This is a genomic window from Streptomyces sp. NPDC002838 (assembly GCF_040295365.1).
Classification (GTDB): Bacteria; Actinomycetota; Actinomycetes; order Streptomycetales; family Streptomycetaceae; genus Streptomyces.
This window is the reverse complement of sequence record NZ_JBEOVF010000086.1, coordinates 14,080-30,359: the sequence shown is the minus strand read 5'-3', so window position 1 is coordinate 30,359 and position 16,280 is coordinate 14,080. Positions and strand designations below refer to the sequence as shown.

Below are 16,280 nucleotides of genomic sequence, written 5' to 3'. Positions count from 1 at the left end.
TGCTGGGTGCCCGCTCCCTCGTTTTTCTACTTTATTTTGTAAAAAATATCCAATACTGAGAACACCCCCCCCCGCACCCCCCGCCCCCCCCCCCACCCCCCGAGGCCGCCTCACTCCTCCGCGGCTCCCACGAGCATCCGTTCCTCGAACTCCGCGTAGGAGGCGTTCTCCTGCGGAGCGTTCTCCGGGCGGGAGCTCAGTACGGTGCCGAGCCAGCCGAGGAGGAAGCCGGCCGGGATGGAGACGATCCCGGGGTTCTGCAGGGGGAACCAGGCGAAGTCCAAGTCCGGGTAGATCGAGGCCGGGGCGGAGGAGACGACGGGGGAGAACACGACGAGGAGGACGGAGCAGATCAGCCCGCCGTAGAGGCTGAGCAGCGCCCCCTGGGCCGTGAAGCGTCGCCAGAACAGGGTGTACACGATCGTCGGCAGGATCGCGGACGCCGCGATGGCGAACGCGAGGAAGGCCAGCGTGGCCGTGTTGGCTCCCCAGGCGACGAGGGCGAGCAGCATGCCCAGGACGCCGATGACCGCCCCGGACAGCCGGGCGACGGTCAGCTCCTCCGTCTGGCTCGCCCGTCCCTTGCGGATCACCTCGGCGTACAGGTCGTGGGCGAGGGAGGAGGCCGCGGCCAGGGTGAGGCCGACCGCCACGGCGAGCAGGGTCACGTACGCCAGGCAGGTCAGCAGCGCGGTGAGGACACTGCCGCCCAGCTCGTGGGCGAGGAGCAGGACGGCGGCGTTGCCGGTGCGGTCCGTGCTCTCGATGGTGTCCCGGCCGACGATGGCGGTCGCGCCGAGGCCCACGATGCCGGCCGCCAAGCAGACCGCGCCGACCAGGCCCACGGCCCACAGGACGGAGGAGCGCAGCACACTGCCCTCGCGCGGGGCGAGCAGCCGCATCAGCACGTGGGGGAGCGCGGCGAGGCCGAGGACGATGGCCAGCTGCAGGCTGAAGAAGTCCAGCTTGTTCGTGGCGCTGCCGCCGTAGCGCAGCCCGGGTTCGAGGAACTGCAGGCCGGATCCGCTGCGTGCGGCGGCGGCGTTGAGCAGGGCGTTGGGGTTCCAGTCGTAGTGGTGGAGCACCCAGCCCGCGGTGAACAGGACCCCCGCTATCAGCATCACGGCCTTGATGATCTGGATGACCGTGGCGCCGGGCATGCCGCCGAGGGAGGCGTACAGGATGACGAAGGTGCCGATCACGACCACGCACAACGTGCGTGTGGTGCTGCTCGGTACGCCGGTGAACTGCGTCAACAGGGCGATGCCACCGATGAGTTGGGCCACCAGGTAGAGCGTCGCGATGGTCAGGATGCACACGGCCAGCGCGACCCGTACCGGACGCTGCTGCCGGGGCATGCGCAGGGCCACCGTGTCGCCCAGCGTGAACTTCCCCGTGCGGTGGAGGGGTTCGGCGATCAGCAGCATCACCATCATCCAGGCGACAGTGGTGCCGCCGAGGTACATCAGCCCGTCGTACCCGGTCAGGGCCACCAGTCCCGTACTGCCCAGCAGGGTGGCGGCGGAGAGGTAGTCGCCGCACATGGCGAGGCCGTTGCGCAACGGCGACATGGTGCGGTTGCCGAGGTAGAACTCGCTGATCTCGTCGCGCTGAGGAGCTGTCAGCAGTGCCGTGAACAGAGTGATCACGACCACGGACAGGAACAGCACGAACGTCAGCTGCAGACTGCGGTCGTCGATGGCGGCGGACATGGTCACCACGTGCGGAACCCCCTCGCGCTGTTGTAGGGGGACTGCGCGGCCGTGTCGGGACGGGGGGTCTCGTTGCGGTGCCGCTGAGCCCGCAGGCGGTGGGCGACCGGGTCGACCTTGGTGCGCATGTGCCGGACGTAGCACCACGCGGTCACGCCCATCACGGCGAACTGGCCGAGGCCGAGGGCGAGCCCGAGCGTGAGGTGGCCGAGCAGGGGCTGGTTCATCACTCCGGGCGCGAAACTCGACAGCAGCACGTACAGCAGGAATCCGCCAACGGACAGGGCCGTGGCCCGGGTCCCGAACCGACGGTGTGCGCGGCGAAGCGAGTGGAATTCGGGATCGTCCGATATGTGTGGGGAATTCACAGGTTCGGCGCGCGGGGTCTGATATGTGAATGAGTTGTCGGGCCACGGCGAGTATTCGGGCACAGATGCACCTTCATTTCTGTTGCATGTCCCCCACTCGACCGCTGCTGGCCGTCGGTCGTCCAGCTCCTGGGGGTGGTGAAGGCGCGCCGGACGGGGCGGTGGGGTGTGGATAGTGTGGGGGGTTCGTGAATCCGAAATCCCTGCTTTTCGGATTCGCCTTGATCTCTGCGGGGCTCCGTGTGGTGATCCCCTGAAACCTCGTCAATGGTGATGGCGAGGCCGGAAGCGGAGTATGTCAGCGGGATGCTTGAGCTATCAACAGCGAAGGCGAAATGGGGTGTGCCCATGGCGCATTCGCGCCCCCTCGATGCACTCGCGGCACCGCGCAGCCTGCGGAAGGGGGGTCGAGGGAGGAAGAGCGCAGGCCATGCCTCGGGCCCGGCTGTCTCATTCCCGCCGGGTCCGGAACGGCCCGGTCGTCCGATGACGTCCTAGGGTGGCGGTGTGACCGACAGCAGCAAGCGACCGCTCGCCGTGTTCGACCTGGACAACACCCTGGCCGAGACGGCCCACCGGCAGCGGTTCCTGGAGCGCAAGCCGCGTGACTGGGACGCCTTCTTCGCCGCCGCGCCGCAGGATCCGCCGATCGCCGAGGGCATCGCGCTGGCGCGCCGGATCGCTGAGGAGTGCGAGGTCGTCTACCTCACCGGGCGGCCCGAGCGCTGCCGCCGCGACACGCTCGACTGGCTCTCCGCGCAGGGCCTGCCCGAGGGGCGCGTGTACATGCGGCGCGACAACGACCGCAGGCCCGCCCGGCGCACCAAGCTGGAGATCCTCCACCGGCTCGCCCGCACCCGCGAGATCCGCGTCCTGGTGGACGACGACGAGCTGGTGTGCGAGGACGCCGAACGGGCGGGATTCACCGTCGTACGGGCGCGCTGGACGGCCCAGTCCGCCGCGCTGAAGGTGGCACAGGAGCGCGAGGGGCGGACCTGAGGCCCCTCAAGGCCCCGGCGGGGTGCCGGGGCCTGAGGACGGGGGCGTCACTCCGTCTCCTCCAGGCGGAAGCCGACCTTCAGGCCGACCTGCCAGTGCGCGATCTCGCCGTTCTCGATCTGGCCCCGCACCTGGGTCACCTCGAACCAGTCCAGGTTCCGCAGGGTCTGCGAGGCGCGGCTGATGCCGTTGCGGACGGCCTGGTCGACGCCCTCGGGCGAGGTGCCGACGATCTCCGTGACCCGGTAGGTGTGGTTCGACATGCGGGGCTCCTCTCCGCGGTGACGGCGGCGTCGCCTGTGTCGGGCGCGTCACTCCACCGTGCCCCAAGCCGCGGCCGCGCGCGAGACGGACCGCCGCCGGCCGTCACCGCGCCACGCTCAGCGACAGCGCGAAACGGCCCTCGCCGTCCGTCCACCAGCGGGCCAGCTCGAGACCCGCCGCAAAGAGTTCGGCGCGCACACCCTCCTTCCGGAACTTCGCCGACACCTCGGTGCGCATCTCCTCGCCCGCCGCGAAGTCGACCGCCAGGTCGAGCGCGGGAATCTTCACGGTCTGCGCGGTACGGGAGCGCAGCCGCATCTCGATCCACTCGTGCTCCGCGTCCCAGAGGGCCACGTGGTCGAAGCCACCGAGGTCGAAGTCGGAGCCCAGCTCGCGGTTGACGACCGACAGGACGTTCTTGTTGAACGCGGCCGTCACCCCGGCCGCGTCGTCATACGCCCTGACCAGCACGTTCTCGTCCTTGACCAGATCCGTCCCGAGCAGCAGGGCGTCGCCGGGGGAGAGCAGGGCGCGCAGGGAGGCCAGGAACGCGGCGCGTTCGACGGGCAGCAGGTTGCCGATCGTGCCGCCGAGGAACGCCAGCAGCCGGGGCCCGGGCGTGTCCGGCAGCGTGAGCCGCGCGGTGAAGTCGGCGATGAGGGCGTGCACCTCGAGCCCCGGTCGCTCCGCGACCAGCGCCTGCCCGGCCTGGGTGAGCGCGCTCTCGCTGACGTCGACCGGGACGTAGGTGTGCAGGTCGGCGAGGGCGTCGATGAGGTGGCGCGTCTTCTCCGAGGAACCCGATCCCAGCTCGACGAGCGTGCGGGCACCGGTCGCCGCGGCGATCTCGTCGTTGCGGGCGACGAGGATCTCCCGTTCGGCGCGGGTCGGGTAGTACTCGGGCAGCTCGGTGATCTGCTCGAACAGCTCGCTGCCGTGGGCGTCGTAGAACCACTTCGGCGGCAGCGTCTTGGGGTTGTGGGTCAGACCCTGGAGGACGTCGGCGCGCAGGGCGGCCTCCGTGGCGTCCTCGGGCAGGGTGCGGGTGAGAAGGAACGGGCTCACGTGGAAGGCTCCTTCGGTGGTGCGGTGTCCGAGGCGGTGCTCGGTTCCTTGAGCGGGGTGAGCAGCACGTCCGTACGGCTCGCCGCGAGCAGCGTGCGGTCGGGGACTTCCTGCCAGTGCGGGTCGTCGTCGTAGGGCTCGGAGGCCACGACCGTGCGGCGGCCGGGCTCAGAGAGGTACCAGAGGGTGTCGCCCCAGGCGGTCGCGGTGATCGTCTCGCCGTTGGTCAGCAGCAGGTTCAGCCGGGAACCCGGGGCCGCCGCGGCGACCTCCAGGACCGAATCGGCCAGCGCCTGCCCCTCCTCGTCCCCGCCGCGCAGCCGGGCGAGCACCAGGGCCCATACGAGCGCCGAGTCGTTGCGTGCCTCCAGCGACAGCAGGTCGGCGGCGGGCAGCGTCCGGGTGAGGGGCGCGAGGGAGTCCGGCCACCCCGCGACCGCGCCGTTGTGGCTGAACAGCCAGGTGCCCGCGGCGTACGGCGCCGCCGCGGCCTCCGCGTCGGCGCCCGCCAGGGTCGCGTCCCGTACGGCGGCCAGCACGGCCCTGGAGCGGACGACCCGGGCCAGATCGGCGAGCGACTGGTCCGCCCAGATGGGCCCGGCCCGGCGGTACCGCGCCGGAACCGGATCCCCGTCCGCATACCAACCCACGCCGAAACCATCGGCGTTGACCGTCCCGTACCGCTGCCGCCGGGGCGCCCACGACTGGCGGTACAGACTGTGCGGCGGCTCGATCAGGATCTGGCCGAGCGCCTCCGCCGGGCCCAGACAGGCCAGGTGCCGGCACATCAGACGGCTCCCGAGCGGGCCGTGCGGAACCCGGAGAAGATCTGCCGCCGGATCGGATAGTCCCAGTTGCGGAACGTGCCCCGGCAGGCCACCGCGTCCACGGCGAACGAACCGCCGCGCAGCACCTTGTGCTCGGGGCCGAAGAACACCTCCGAGTACTCCTTGTACGGGAACGCCTGGAACCCCGGGTACGGCAGGAAGTCGCTCGCCGTCCACTCCCACACGTCGCCGATCAACTGCCGTACGCCGAGCGGCGATTCGCCCTCCGGATAACTGCCCGCGGGTGCCGGACGCAGGTGGCGCTGACCGAGGTTGGCATGCTCGGGCGTCGGGTCGGCGTCGCCCCACGGGTAGCGCGTCGAGCGGTCGCCGGCCGGGTCGTGCCGTGCGGCCTTCTCCCACTCGGCCTCCGTGGGCAGCCGGCGTCCGGCCCAGCGGGCGTAGGCGTCGGCCTCGTACCAGCACACGTGCAGCACCGGCTCGTCCGGTGGTACGACCTCGGTGACGCCGAAGCGGCGCCGCAGCCACTGCTTGCCGTCGCGGCGCCAGTACAGCGGCGCGTGAATGGAGTGCCCGCGGATGTGGGCCCAGCCGGCCGGCGTCCACCAGCGCTCGTCGTCGTAGCCGCCGTCCTCGATGAACGCCTGGTAGGCGCCGTTCGTCACCGGCGTCGTGTCGATGTAGAACGGCGGCACCTCGCGCCGGTGCGCCGGGCGTTCGTTGTCCAGCGCCCACGGCTCGGTCGAGGTGCCCATCGTGAACGGGCCGCCGGGGACCAGGACTTCCGCCGGGCCGGTGAACAGTGGCGCCGGTTCCGGGTCCGGAGCGGTCAGGGCCTGCGGGCCCTTGCGCAGCTGATGCGTGATCAGCATCGTCTCGTCGTGTTGCTGTTCGTGCTGCGCGATCATCCCGAAGGCGAACCCGGCCTCCGTGAGCCGCGTCCCGTGGAACGCGGTGCGTTCCAGCACGTCCATCACCCGGCCGCGCACGTCCGCCGCGTACAGGCGGGCCTCCGCGGGCGGCAGCAGGGGCAGGGTGGGGCGCTCGGAGCGGGGGTGCTCGAAGGCGTCGTACAGGCTGTCGATCTCGGGCCGTATCGCCTCCTGGCCGGCGACGGCCCGCAGCAGCCACTGCTCCTCCTGGTTGCCGATGTGCGCGAGGTCCCACACCAGCGGCGACATCAGCGGGGAGTGCTGGGCGGTCAGGTCGGGCTCCTCCACGCAGCTTGTCAGCAGTGTGGTGCGCTCCCGTGCGGTGGTCAGGGTGGTCAGCGCCCGGTCGCGGAACGCTTCGACATCGACGGTGGTCTCGACGGAGGGATCGGTGTCGAGGGCGGGGTCGGTCATGTACGGATGTCCTTCCCGTGCGTGCGACGGTCGGTGCCGCGCAGGCGGTCGAGCAGGTCGTCGGCGGGGCATCGGCCCGGGATGACGTAGCGGTCGCGGTACGCCCTGACGGCGTCCGTGACCTCGGTGGTGGCACCGAGCCGGGGCAGGGCCTCCAGGGCCGCCGCGAAACAGGCGACGGCCACCTCGTGCAGCTCGGGGTCGCCCAGGCCGTTGCGGGCCGCGTCGAGCCACAGGGGGTTGTGCGGGGCGGGCAGCGGCAGGGCCCGCTCGGCGAGGGGCTTCACGACCCGGTAGGCGGTCTCGGCCGCCTCGGGGTCGTCGAAGAGCGCCGTCGTGACCGCGAGCGGCACGATCCACCCGTCCTCGCCGGGCTGGGCGTCGATCATGCGCAGTTCGAGATGGCCGCGCGGTCTCACCGGCGGGAAGAGTGTCGTGACGTGGTAGTCGAGATCCTCCCTGGTAGGAGGCCTGGGGACGCGCGACCTGGTCCACTCCCGGAACGTCAGGCCCTCGGGCACGTCCCACGGGCCGCCGTCCCGCCGTACGCACATCACCGGGGCGTCCAGGACGTGCCGGGCCCAGGCCTCGCGCGGGTCCGTGTCCGGTGGCGGAGCGCCCGCGCGGCCGGCGCCGATCTGCATCCACAGCAGCTGGCGGGTGGAGAGCCAGCCGGTGGGCTCGGATCCGGCCAGGGGAGAGTTGGCGAACGCGGCCACCAGGACCGCGCCCAGCTGGTGCGCCAGCCGCCAGCGCCGTCCGAGCCCGAGCGGGCCCGGCTCTTCATGGCCGGCGTCCAGACACACCTGCACCGAGGCCGAGGCGCACATCATGGCGCGGCCGGCCGGGCCGGTGCGGTCGAGACAGGTCTCCATGGCGTCGTAGCGCGGTTCGCGCAGGAACCGGCGGGGCGGGTGCCAGGGTTCGTGGCCGATGCCGACGAGACCGAGATCGTCCTTGGCCAGAGCCATACGGACGGCGTCCAGATCGGCGGAGACGGTACCGATGCACTCCATCAGGGAGGCGGCGGGTGGCGAGCTGAGCTCCAGCTGGCCGCCGGGTTCGACGGTGAGCGCCGACCTCAGGGGCACGGTCCGCAGTGCGGCGTAGGCCGCTTCGAGTCGTTCGGGTGTCACGGGGAGCTGCGACGTGCGCAGCTCGTGGACGAGCCATTCCACCTCGACCCCGAGCTTGCGGGGTGGGCCGGTCTTGAAGCAGATGCCCCGTACCAGGGCCTCCACCTCGGCTTCACTGATGGCGGTACGGGGCGCCGTACAGCCACTTACCGATTCGGACATGTAGGGATCCTCCTGAGATTCCACCATGCCGCCGATCCGGGATCCGGTGGGCCGGACCGGCACAACTCGTCCCACCCAAACCCCTTCTGCTCATCCGCACAAGGGGGCACATCGTCGTGATCGGGGCCGGTGATCTCCGTTTCCAGGGTGTTCTCGAGGTGTTTTCCGGGCGTCCCGGGGCCGGGAAACTCTGTTGCGTCGCATGACCAGAATCGCTCACTATGCGTTCATGAGCACGACGGGGGAGGCCGCGCGCCGCGCGATCGTGGCGCCCACGGGGGTGGCGCCATGAGCGCGCGCCTGCGTGGCATCGCACAGCGGACGGAGCAGATCGTGGCGGCGGGCTCCTACCGCGCGCCGGACGGCCGCGAGGTGTCCGTGGCCGCGGCGGTCGAGGCGGCCCGGGACGGCACGCGGATGCACGGGCCGGAGCCGGTGGAGGTCCCGCCGTTCGCTCCCGTGGACACGTCGGTCGAGGTCACGGGCGAGAGCAGCCTGGAAGCCGCCCGTCGGATCGCCGGACCGGTGGCCGTCCTGAACTTCGCCTCGGCGCGCAACCCGGGCGGCGGGTACCTCAACGGCGCCCAGGCCCAGGAGGAGGCCCTGTGCCGGGCCTCCGCGCTGTACGCGTGCCTGAGCGGGGTCCGGGAGTTCTACGACCACCACCGCGCCCACCGCGACCCGTTCTACACGGACCGTGTCATCCACTCGCCGGCCGTACCCGTCTTCCGCGACGACCGCGGCCGACTGCTGGACGAGCCGTACACCGCCGGATTCCTGACCGCGGCCGCCCCGAACGCCGGGGTGGTGCGGCGTACGGCGCCGGAGCGGGCCGCCGAGCTGCCGCGGGCTTTGGCGGTACGGGCCGAGCGGGTGCTGGAGACAGCCGTCGCCCACGGTTACCGGCGGCTGGTGCTGGGCGCGTGGGGATGCGGGGTGTTCCAGAACGACCCGGCGCAGGTGGCGGACGCCTTCCGGGCACTGCTCGGCCCCGGCGGCCGGTTCGCCGGGGCCTTCGAGCACGTGGTGTTCGGGATCCTGGACCGTACGACGGGCCATGGGGTGCGGGGAGCGTTCGTACGGGCGTTTCCGGAGCGTCAGCTCCAGCCGTAGCGCTCCCGCAGCCGGTGCCGGACCAGGTTGAACCGCATCCGGTCCAGGGCGCACGCCTCCCGGCGCATACCGGCCTCGTGCAGCCGCAGTACCCGGTCCACGTCGACCCACGAGTCCCGCCCCGACCGGTCCCAGGGCCCGTTCCCGATCGGCACCCACTCCCGGTCGCCGTCGTGCCGCTTGCTCGACAGCTGCACTGCGAGGAAACTGCCGCCGGCCTCGCGGGCGACGACGAGTACGGGGCGGTCCTTGCCCCGGCCGTCGTTCTCTTCGAAGGGGACCCAGGTCCAGACGATCTCGCCGGGATCCGGGTCACCGTCGTGCGCGGGCGAGTACTCCGTGCGTACCCGGCCCACTTCACGGGGGTCGGCCTCGGTGGTGGCGGAGGGGCCGGACCGGCCGGGGACGTTCTCATCGGTCTCTTCGGTAAACGCAGTCACGGACGCAACGTTAGAGCCCGCGGCGCGGCCACCACTCGGCTCACCCCCGTCCTTCTCCACCAGCACCTTCCGCACGGGAGGAGTCACGAGTCCGAACGTCCTTATGCCGCCGGGAAATCCGAGGCGACCTGCTGCGGCGGCCATGCCTCGTGCCAGCGAAGCTCCGCCTCCAACTGGGCGGCCAGGGAGAGCAGCAGTGGCTCGCTGTTGGCCGGCCCGAGGAACTGGGCGCCGACCGGCAGTCCGCCGGTGACGAATCCGGCGGGGACGTTGACGCCCGGCCAGCCCAGCACGTTCCACGGCCAGGCATAGGGGCAGGCGGCGATCATCGCGCGGTCGGTGGCGAAGCCGCTGAGGTTCAGCAGCGCGCCGATGCGCGGCGGGGGAGCGGCCGTCGTCGGAGCCAGGATCACGTCGTACGTCTCGAAGAACGCGCCGATACGGCGCTGCAGAACCGCCTCGGCGCGCCGCGCCGCCCGCAGCGGGGCGCCGCCGAGCAGTTCGCCCAGCCGGGCGGTCTCGCGGGTGCGGTGGTCGAGGAGCGTGGGGAAGGGCATCTCGCGGACCCGCTCGGCGATCCCGGCGGTGGCGCGCGGCACGAAGGTCAGCCCGATCTGGCCGTACGGCGGATCGGCCTCGACGACCGTGTGCCCCAAGTCGCTGAATTTCTCGGCGAGTTGGACGACCTGTGCTCGTACCTCCGGCTGGAGCCGGGCGGGCACGGCGGTGAAGGGCGGCTTCAGGGCGAGTGCGATGCGCAGTCGGCCGGGGTCACGGCCCACCGCCTCCGAGGCGGCCACGGCCGGCGGCCGGTGCGGGTCGAGGTCGTGGTTGCCGCTCGCCGCGTCCAGGAGCAGGGCCGCGTCGGCGACCGTGCGGGCGAGGGTGCCGTTGACCGTGATGCCCTGGAAGGACTCGCCGCGCGGCCAGGTCGAGATCCGGCCGCGCTGCGGCTTGATGCCGATGAGATGGGTCCAGGAAGCCGGGATCCGCACCGAACCGGCCCCGTCCGAGCCGAGCGCGGCGGGCACGAGACCGGCGGCGACCGCGGCGGCCGAACCGCCGGACGAGCCGCCCGGGGTGTGCTCGGTGCTCCACGGATTGCGGGTCGCGCCGAAGGCCGGCCCCTCGGTGAAGGGCCACTGCCCGAACTCGCAGGTGTTGGTCTTGCCGATGATCACAGCCCCGGCCGCGCGCAGCCGCCGTACGGCCTCGCCGTCCTGGGCGACCGGCGGGAACTCACCCTGGCAGCCGAACGCGGTCGGCTCGCCCCCCACGTCCATGTCGTCCTTGACGGCCACCGGCACTCCGAGGAGCGGCTTTCGCACCCCGGCGGCCAGTTCCTTGTCCGCCGCCTCCGCCTCGGCGAGCGCCGCCTCGGCCCGTACGATCCGGAAGGCGTTCAGGGAGCCCTGCGTGGCCTCGATCCGCGCCAGGGCCCGCTCCACGAGCGCCTGGGAGGTCAGCTCCCCGGCGGCCAGGGCACGGGCGGACTCCGCGAGGCCTGCGGAACGGTCTGGCGTCATGCGGTCCACCTCCGGAAAGCGCGTCGTCTACCGAACGGTAACGTCCGGGAGGGCCCGGTGGAACGACCCTGGCGGGAAAGGAGCTCCGGCAGCGGACTCGGCCGGCCGCCACAGCCTTCCCGCAGGGCCTGCAAGGTCCTGCTCAAACCATTGACGCACTGATGGCCCGCCTCTACCTTCTGACCGACTTTCCGAACCTTGTCCGGAATCTCGAACATCGCACCGCATGAGATCGCGCCGCATTGAGATCGAGCCGCATGAGATCGCACCGCATGAGTCCGAGGGAGAGCCGCCCGTGACCACCAGACCCCCCGCACCGCCACCGTCTCGCCGCACCCTGCTGCGCGGGCTGGCCGCCCTGCCGGCCTCGGCCGTCCTGCTGGGCGAGCTGCCCGGCCTGCTCGGCACGGCCCTGGCCGCCGCCCCGCCGAGCGGCTCCGCCACCCGGTACACCATCGTGCCGTTCCTCAACAGCAACGACGGCACCGTGAACGTCTACCAGTCCGACGACGCCACCGACTTCCGGCTCGTCAAGTCGTCGGCCTACACGCCGCCCAGCAACCGCATCCGCGACGCCAGCATCATCAAGCACACGAACGGCTACTACTACATCACCTACACCACGCACACCTGGCAGGACCCGAGCACCACGATCGGCTTCGCCCGCAGCACCGACCGGGTCAACTGGACCTTCCTGTACGACTACACGGTCCCGATCGGCAACCTGTCCCGGGCGTGGGCGCCGGAGTGGTTCGTCGACAGCGACGGCAGCGTGAACGTCCTCGTGTCCTGCTCGACGACGAACGACGAGTGGATCTTCACGCCGTACCTGCTGAAGGCCACCAACTCGACGCTCACGGCGTGGAGTTCACCGGTCGCCCTCTCCGGCATCGGCGCGAACCACATCGACACGTACATCGTGAAGACCGGCTCGACCTACCACGCCTTCACGAAGAACGAGACCACGAAGTACATCGAGTACGCGACGGCCTCCAGGCTCACCGGCCCCTACACCATCAGCAGGACGGGCAACTGGGCGGGCTGGGGCAGCTACCGCGAGGGCCCGGCGCTGGTGCAGCTCGACAACGGCGGCTGGCGGATCTTCTTCGACGGCTACGGCGACGGCACTTATTACTACAGCGACAGCTACGACACCTTCGCCACCTGGTCGGCCCCGGCCGCCCTGCCCGTCGTCTCCGGCACGGCGCGTCACTTCACGCTGATCAAGGAGACGGTCTCCGGCGGCCCGAGCCTGGCGAAGAACGTCACCCGCTCCTTCCGGTCGGCCAACTTCTCCACCCGCTACTGGCAGTCGCAGTCCTCCCTGCTCAACCTGCCCGTGGTGAGCGGCTCCAGCACGACTGCCGAGAAGCAGGCCTCCACCTTCACGGTCGTGGCCGGCCTCGCGGACTCGGGCGGCTACTCCTTCCGGGACACCGCCGGCAACTACCTGCGCCACTGGGACTTCCGCGCCCGGTTCGACGCGAACGACGGCACGACGACGTTCGCCAAGGACGCGACGTTCATCGCCCGCACGGGCACGACAAGCGGCTCGCTCCGCTTCGAGTCGTACAACTATCCCGGGTACTACCTGCGCCACTACAACTACCAACTGAGTGTGGAGCGGACGAACGGGACGGATCTGTTCCGGCAGGACAGTTCTTTCACCCCAGTGGCATCCTGGGCCTGAGCTGCACCCTTGCTGACCTGGGCAGTTGCGCTGGCGGCTGCGGAGTAATTCCCTCCACTTCCCTGGGGTTCCCGGGAGTTCCCTGGGGTTCCCGGGAGTTCCCGGGAGTTCCCGGCCCAAGTGTGCAATAAATGCGCAACGGGCCGGCTGCGGGGATGACCAGCAGCGGCGGCAGCACACGGAGCAGGCGTGTGGCGATCTCGCCCGGTCCCGAGTACTTGCCGATCAGCAGCACCGACGCGCCGTCCGCGCCGTTCTCGTGGGCTCGCTTCCCGTTGACCCACGTGCGCACACCCATGTCCGCGGCCTCGGGCAGTTCCGCGCCGGCTGCGGTCGTCCGTCGGGGGCCGGGCTGAACGACCACCTGGATTGGAGTGCGGGGATCATCGGCGAAGGTGAACGCGTCCGGGCCACGCATCATCGCGATGTCGCCTGCGTCCAGGCGCACCCTGTCCCGCACCTGCACCGACCATGCTGGGTTCAGGATGGTTCGCAGCACGAACGTGCCCCTTGCCCTGGCTCCGTCGAGCAGGATCGAGAAGGGGTCCATCGGCACAGGGTAAGACGCACCATTATGGGCCTGCGAGCCTCGACCATGGCCCGTACCCCGGCGTTCCGGTGGACTGTGGAGCATGACAGCGACTACGCCGACAACGTTGGTCCTCGCGGGGACGGGCAAGACCGGACGCCGGGTCGTGTCCGGGCTCCGTGCACGTGACATGCCGGTACGGGTGGGTGCACGGAGTGCTGAGCCGCCTTTCGATTGGCAAGACGACACCACGTGGGAACCTGCGCTGCGGGGCATGGACTCCGCATATGTGGCCTTCTATCCTGATGCGGCCTTCCCCGGCGCGGCCAGAGCCGTGGGTTCCTTCGCAGAACTCGCGGTGGCCTGCGGCGTTCGGCATCTCGTCCTGCTTGCTGACCGTGGTGCTGCCGAGGCCGGGCGGTGCGAACAGGCAGTGCGGGACTCGGGTGCGGAGTGGACCATCGTGCGGGCGGGGTTCATCACGCAGAACTTCAGCGAGGCGTTCCTCGTCGAACTGGTCCGGGCCGGTGTGGTCGCGCTTCCGGCTGGCGACGTCGCGGAGCCGTTCACCGACGCAGAGGACATCGCGGATGTCGCCGTCGCGGCGCTGACCGAAAACGGCCATGCCGGCCGGATCCACGAAGTAACCGGACCACGGTTGATCACCTTCGCCGAGGCCGTCGGTGAGATAGCGAGGGTGACCCGCAGGGAGGTTCGTTATCTGCCGGTCACGCCCGAGCAGTTCGTCTCGTCGCTGACCCGACGAGGCGTGCCCGCCGAGTACGCGACACAACTGACCAGCCTCATGGTCGAGGTCTTCGACGGTCGCAGGGCCAACATGACCGACACCATCGAGCGCATTCTCGGCCGATCGCCCCGCGACTTCACGGAATATGTCCGCAAGACCGCTGTAACCGGAATCTGGAATGCACACACCGAGTCCTCTGGTGGAGCCTGAGGTGCTCGGGAAGTCGCAACAAAGCTCGACCAGGCCCCGCATGACCACCGGCGGCCACCAAGGTGCTCGACCACGGTCGACCTCGGCAACCTGACCATCTCGGCACCGATAACTGACTGTCACGGCAGGACCGTCCATGGCATCCCCCCCCAGCCCGGCCATTGCGGATAGACCGCGACGCCAGGAGACTGCCCATGACTTGTAGGGTCTCGCTGCTCGTGTCATAGAGCACAGCTCTGACCAGCGGGATTCTGAGCTGTCTCAGCTCCTGTCGGCGTACGCGTGTCTCAGTTCCGTGGCGGTTCTTCAGGACCGGCATCAGCAGTCATCCTTGTGCTGCATGAAGGAGTATGTGCAGCCCGGCATCAACCTGCGCGAGGACAGACCGCTGAGTAGCACTGAATCGCATCGCACAGGCAATATCGTGATCCCCAGCCCCGTCAGGAGGAACCATGAAGCCGAAAACCGTCGTCGTCTCGCTTCCGGTCGCCGACCTGGACAGGTCTCTGCGCTTCTACCGGGATGGACTGGGGTTGTCCACGGCAGGCATCGACGCAGGCGCCATCCTCTTCGAGCTGCCGAACCTTTCGCTCTTCCTGATCGAGCGCGAGGAGTACGCGACGTACACCGATCGTGCCGGCGTCGCCACTCCCGACGCTGCCGTGGCGGGCGCGTGCGTCATCTCCTGCGCCATCGGCAGCAAGGCAGAGGTCGACGACATCCTCGCCCGAGCCGCGGCAGCTGGCGGGACGGTCCCTAAGGCCGCGGGCACCTATGACGGGTCCTACATGGGCTACTTCACCGACAATGACGGGCACCTGTGGGAGCTGGTGTTCAACGCCCAGACACAGTGAGCCTCATTGATCAAAGCGGCCGAATGACGCGGTCTCGACGACGGCCGAACGCTGGTTCTGGATCACTTTCAGTGCCGGGGCCACGGAGGGTCACCGAAACCACGACCATGAACGGCCGTGGGTGATGTGCTCCTCCAGGACCTGTGGTTCTACCAGGTCGAAGGTGTCGTGATCGAAAACGTCGTGTCCGAAGGCGAGTTGGTAGCCGTGCGGGCCCGGACAGCCGGGGAACGGGCCGCGTGTCCGGCGTGCGGGACGCTGTCGGTTCGAGTGCGCAGCCGTTACGTACGCCGGCTCGCCGACAGTGCGGTCGGTGGGCGTCCAGCGCTGATCGAGTTACAGGTGCGGCGGTTCCGATGCGGCGAACGTGCCTGTGAGCAGGCGACGTTCGCTGAGCAGGTCGACGGGCTGACCTTCCGGCACGGGCGACGAAGTGCCGGCCTGCAGGCAGTACTTGAACGCGTTGCGGTGATGCTGGCAGGCCGGAGCCCGAGACGACGGCACCGCGAGTCCTCGGGTGGACGAGTTCGCCCTGCGCAAGGGACACCACTACGGCACGATCCTGATCGACATCGAGACACGCCAGCCCGTCGACCTGCTGCCGGACCGGACGATATCGACGGACCCGCTGGCTCGCCGGTCACCCCGGCGTCGAAGTGATCTGCCGGGACCGACGGTCGTCCAGCATCGTGCCCTGCTGCGCGAACCGCACGACTCCTTCGCGGCCGGGGCCGCCGCGGCCATGGAGAAGCAGGAGCTCGGACCACTCTCGCCACCGGCACCGCGGACAACTGGTCGGCTGTCCGACCGAGTCCGGGATCAGCACGCCGCCGTCCACGCCCTCCTTAGCAAGGGAGTTGGGCTGTGAGCGATCGGCCGTGAACTCGGGCTGGCTCGCAATACCGTCCGCCGCCTCGCTCACGCGCAGAGTGCGGACGAGCTGCTGGTCGGGCGACTGTCTCATGCGTGGGCCATGGCACTTCTGTCTCGCGATCTTGTCCCTGATGAGGGTTGTCGTCTCACCTGCTGGCGTTCGGAGTTCACAACCGGTCGGGGTCGCCGTTCCATAGGAAGACGTGCGTTCGGAAGGACAGTTCGTATCCGCGGTCCAGGGCCGCGTCGACCATGACTTGCCCGGCCATTCACGCGGTGGCCATAGTGGGGCGGTTGGGTCCGGATGCGTAACACGGGGGACGGATGAGCGGTACGGCTCTGATGGTGGGAGTGGGGCAATTCGCTGGGACGACGCCCGTCGACGCCGAGACACCTGTCGGGGCGGTGGCCTTCCAGCCGTTGGACTTCGTCTATGACGTGCTGCCGCGGGTGGCGG

Annotated in this window: 16 protein-coding genes and 1 pseudogene; 7 read left to right on the top strand and 10 right to left on the bottom strand. The window is 70.1% G+C overall.

Translation table 11 applies throughout. The annotated features are described in order from the left end of the window. Positions 1-110: 110 nt before the first annotated feature. Positions 111-1,712 carry a sodium/solute symporter gene (locus ABT063_RS48690; RefSeq protein ID WP_502991036.1) on the bottom strand — a complete coding sequence of 534 codons (1,602 nt, stop codon included), beginning with the start codon at positions 1,710-1,712 and terminating at the stop codon, positions 111-113. A gap of 2 nt (positions 1,713-1,714) precedes the next feature. Continuing rightward, the gene (locus ABT063_RS48685; RefSeq protein WP_351068083.1) at positions 1,715-2,080 is read right to left on the bottom strand and encodes a DUF485 domain-containing protein; all 366 of its coding nucleotides are present in this window, start codon (positions 2,078-2,080) and stop codon (positions 1,715-1,717) included. Positions 2,081-2,587: 507 nt separating this feature from the next. On the opposite strand from ABT063_RS48685, the gene ABT063_RS48680 reads away from it, so the two are divergent. Continuing rightward, entirely contained in the window at positions 2,588-3,079 is a 492-nt protein-coding gene (locus tag ABT063_RS48680) for a phosphatase domain-containing protein (RefSeq protein ID WP_351068082.1), read from the top strand. Between the two features lie 47 nt (positions 3,080-3,126). Here the strand turns inward: ABT063_RS48680 and ABT063_RS48675 are convergent, their stop codons facing one another. The 5 genes from ABT063_RS48675 to egtA all read right to left on the bottom strand — a co-directional run bounded on the left by ABT063_RS48675 (position 3,127) and on the right by egtA (position 7,840). Then, positions 3,127-3,342 (bottom strand): dodecin, encoded by a 216-nt coding sequence (locus tag ABT063_RS48675; RefSeq protein ID WP_351068079.1) that lies wholly within the window; start codon positions 3,340-3,342, stop codon positions 3,127-3,129. A gap of 103 nt (positions 3,343-3,445) precedes the next feature. Next, complete coding sequence (gene egtD / locus ABT063_RS48670) at positions 3,446-4,408, bottom strand: L-histidine N(alpha)-methyltransferase (RefSeq protein WP_351068076.1); 963 nt, start codon at positions 4,406-4,408, stop codon at positions 3,446-3,448. Continuing rightward, a complete protein-coding gene (gene egtC, locus ABT063_RS48665) occupies positions 4,405-5,196 on the bottom strand; it encodes an ergothioneine biosynthesis protein EgtC (RefSeq protein WP_351068074.1) in 792 nt (263 codons plus the stop codon). The genes egtD and egtC overlap by 4 nt, the downstream gene beginning before the upstream one ends. Next, positions 5,196-6,542: an ergothioneine biosynthesis protein EgtB gene (egtB, locus tag ABT063_RS48660; protein WP_351068073.1), complete on the bottom strand. Its 1,347-nt coding sequence runs from the start codon at positions 6,540-6,542 to the stop codon at positions 5,196-5,198. The genes egtC and egtB overlap by 1 nt, the downstream gene beginning before the upstream one ends. After that, positions 6,539-7,840 (bottom strand): ergothioneine biosynthesis glutamate--cysteine ligase EgtA, encoded by a 1,302-nt coding sequence (gene egtA, locus ABT063_RS48655; RefSeq protein WP_351068072.1) that lies wholly within the window; start codon positions 7,838-7,840, stop codon positions 6,539-6,541. The genes egtB and egtA overlap by 4 nt, the downstream gene beginning before the upstream one ends. Positions 7,841-8,128: 288 nt before the next feature. Here egtA and ABT063_RS48650 point away from each other — a divergent pair, with 288 nt between their 5' ends. Next, entirely contained in the window at positions 8,129-8,953 is an 825-nt protein-coding gene (locus tag ABT063_RS48650) for a TIGR02452 family protein (RefSeq protein WP_351068070.1), read from the top strand. On the opposite strand, the gene ABT063_RS48645 is transcribed toward ABT063_RS48650, so the two are convergent. Together ABT063_RS48645 and ABT063_RS48640 are read right to left on the bottom strand one after the other, a co-directional pair. Then, positions 8,938-9,393: a type II toxin-antitoxin system PemK/MazF family toxin gene (locus ABT063_RS48645; protein WP_351068067.1), complete on the bottom strand. Its 456-nt coding sequence runs from the start codon at positions 9,391-9,393 to the stop codon at positions 8,938-8,940. The genes ABT063_RS48650 and ABT063_RS48645 overlap by 16 nt on opposite strands. Positions 9,394-9,494: 101 nt before the next feature. Further along, on the bottom strand, positions 9,495-10,919 hold the full coding sequence (locus tag ABT063_RS48640) for an amidase (RefSeq protein ID WP_351068066.1): 1,425 nt from the start codon (positions 10,917-10,919) through the stop codon (positions 9,495-9,497). Between the two features lie 295 nt (positions 10,920-11,214). Here ABT063_RS48640 and ABT063_RS48635 point away from each other — a divergent pair, with 295 nt between their 5' ends. After that, positions 11,215-12,609 carry a glycoside hydrolase family 43 protein gene (locus tag ABT063_RS48635; RefSeq protein ID WP_351068064.1) on the top strand — a complete coding sequence of 465 codons (1,395 nt, stop codon included), beginning with the start codon at positions 11,215-11,217 and terminating at the stop codon, positions 12,607-12,609. On the opposite strand, the gene ABT063_RS48630 is transcribed toward ABT063_RS48635, so the two are convergent. Next, positions 12,584-13,159 (bottom strand): cupin domain-containing protein, encoded by a 576-nt coding sequence (locus ABT063_RS48630; RefSeq protein WP_351068062.1) that lies wholly within the window; start codon positions 13,157-13,159, stop codon positions 12,584-12,586. The two genes, ABT063_RS48635 and ABT063_RS48630, sit on opposite strands and share 26 nt — an antisense overlap. Before the next feature lie 82 nt (positions 13,160-13,241). Here ABT063_RS48630 and ABT063_RS48625 point away from each other — a divergent pair, with 82 nt between their 5' ends. The 4 genes and pseudogenes from ABT063_RS48625 (at position 13,242) to ABT063_RS48610 (ending at position 15,818) form a co-directional block, all read left to right on the top strand. Beyond that, the gene (locus ABT063_RS48625; RefSeq protein ID WP_351068059.1) at positions 13,242-14,096 is read left to right on the top strand and encodes an NmrA family NAD(P)-binding protein; all 855 of its coding nucleotides are present in this window, start codon (positions 13,242-13,244) and stop codon (positions 14,094-14,096) included. Positions 14,097-14,548: 452 nt separating this feature from the next. Then, positions 14,549-14,950 carry a VOC family protein gene (locus ABT063_RS48620; protein WP_351068056.1) on the top strand — a complete coding sequence of 134 codons (402 nt, stop codon included), beginning with the start codon at positions 14,549-14,551 and terminating at the stop codon, positions 14,948-14,950. Between the two features lie 117 nt (positions 14,951-15,067). Then, positions 15,068-15,304 (top strand): annotated as a pseudogene (locus tag ABT063_RS48615) (transposase family protein); the annotation flags it as partial. 163 nt (positions 15,305-15,467) lie between these two features. After that, entirely contained in the window at positions 15,468-15,818 is a 351-nt protein-coding gene (locus tag ABT063_RS48610) for a hypothetical protein (RefSeq protein WP_351068091.1), read from the top strand. Positions 15,819-16,280: the final 462 nt, after the last annotated feature.

Coding starts and splice junctions, on each gene's coding strand:
- ABT063_RS48690 (WP_502991036.1), bottom strand. CDS start 1,712: ATGTCCGCCGCCATCGACGACCGCAGTCTGCAGCTGACGTTCGTGCTG.
- ABT063_RS48675 (WP_351068079.1), bottom strand. CDS start 3,342: ATGTCGAACCACACCTACCGGGTCACGGAGATCGTCGGCACCTCGCCC.
- egtC (WP_351068074.1), bottom strand. CDS start 5,196: ATGTGCCGGCACCTGGCCTGTCTGGGCCCGGCGGAGGCGCTCGGCCAG.
- egtB (WP_351068073.1), bottom strand. CDS start 6,542: ATGACCGACCCCGCCCTCGACACCGATCCCTCCGTCGAGACCACCGTC.
- egtA (WP_351068072.1), bottom strand. CDS start 7,840: ATGTCCGAATCGGTAAGTGGCTGTACGGCGCCCCGTACCGCCATCAGT.
- ABT063_RS48650 (WP_351068070.1), top strand. CDS start 8,129: ATGAGCGCGCGCCTGCGTGGCATCGCACAGCGGACGGAGCAGATCGTG.
- ABT063_RS48640 (WP_351068066.1), bottom strand. CDS start 10,919: ATGACGCCAGACCGTTCCGCAGGCCTCGCGGAGTCCGCCCGTGCCCTG.
- ABT063_RS48630 (WP_351068062.1), bottom strand. CDS start 13,159: ATGGACCCCTTCTCGATCCTGCTCGACGGAGCCAGGGCAAGGGGCACG.
- ABT063_RS48625 (WP_351068059.1), top strand. CDS start 13,242: ATGACAGCGACTACGCCGACAACGTTGGTCCTCGCGGGGACGGGCAAG.
- ABT063_RS48620 (WP_351068056.1), top strand. CDS start 14,549: ATGAAGCCGAAAACCGTCGTCGTCTCGCTTCCGGTCGCCGACCTGGAC.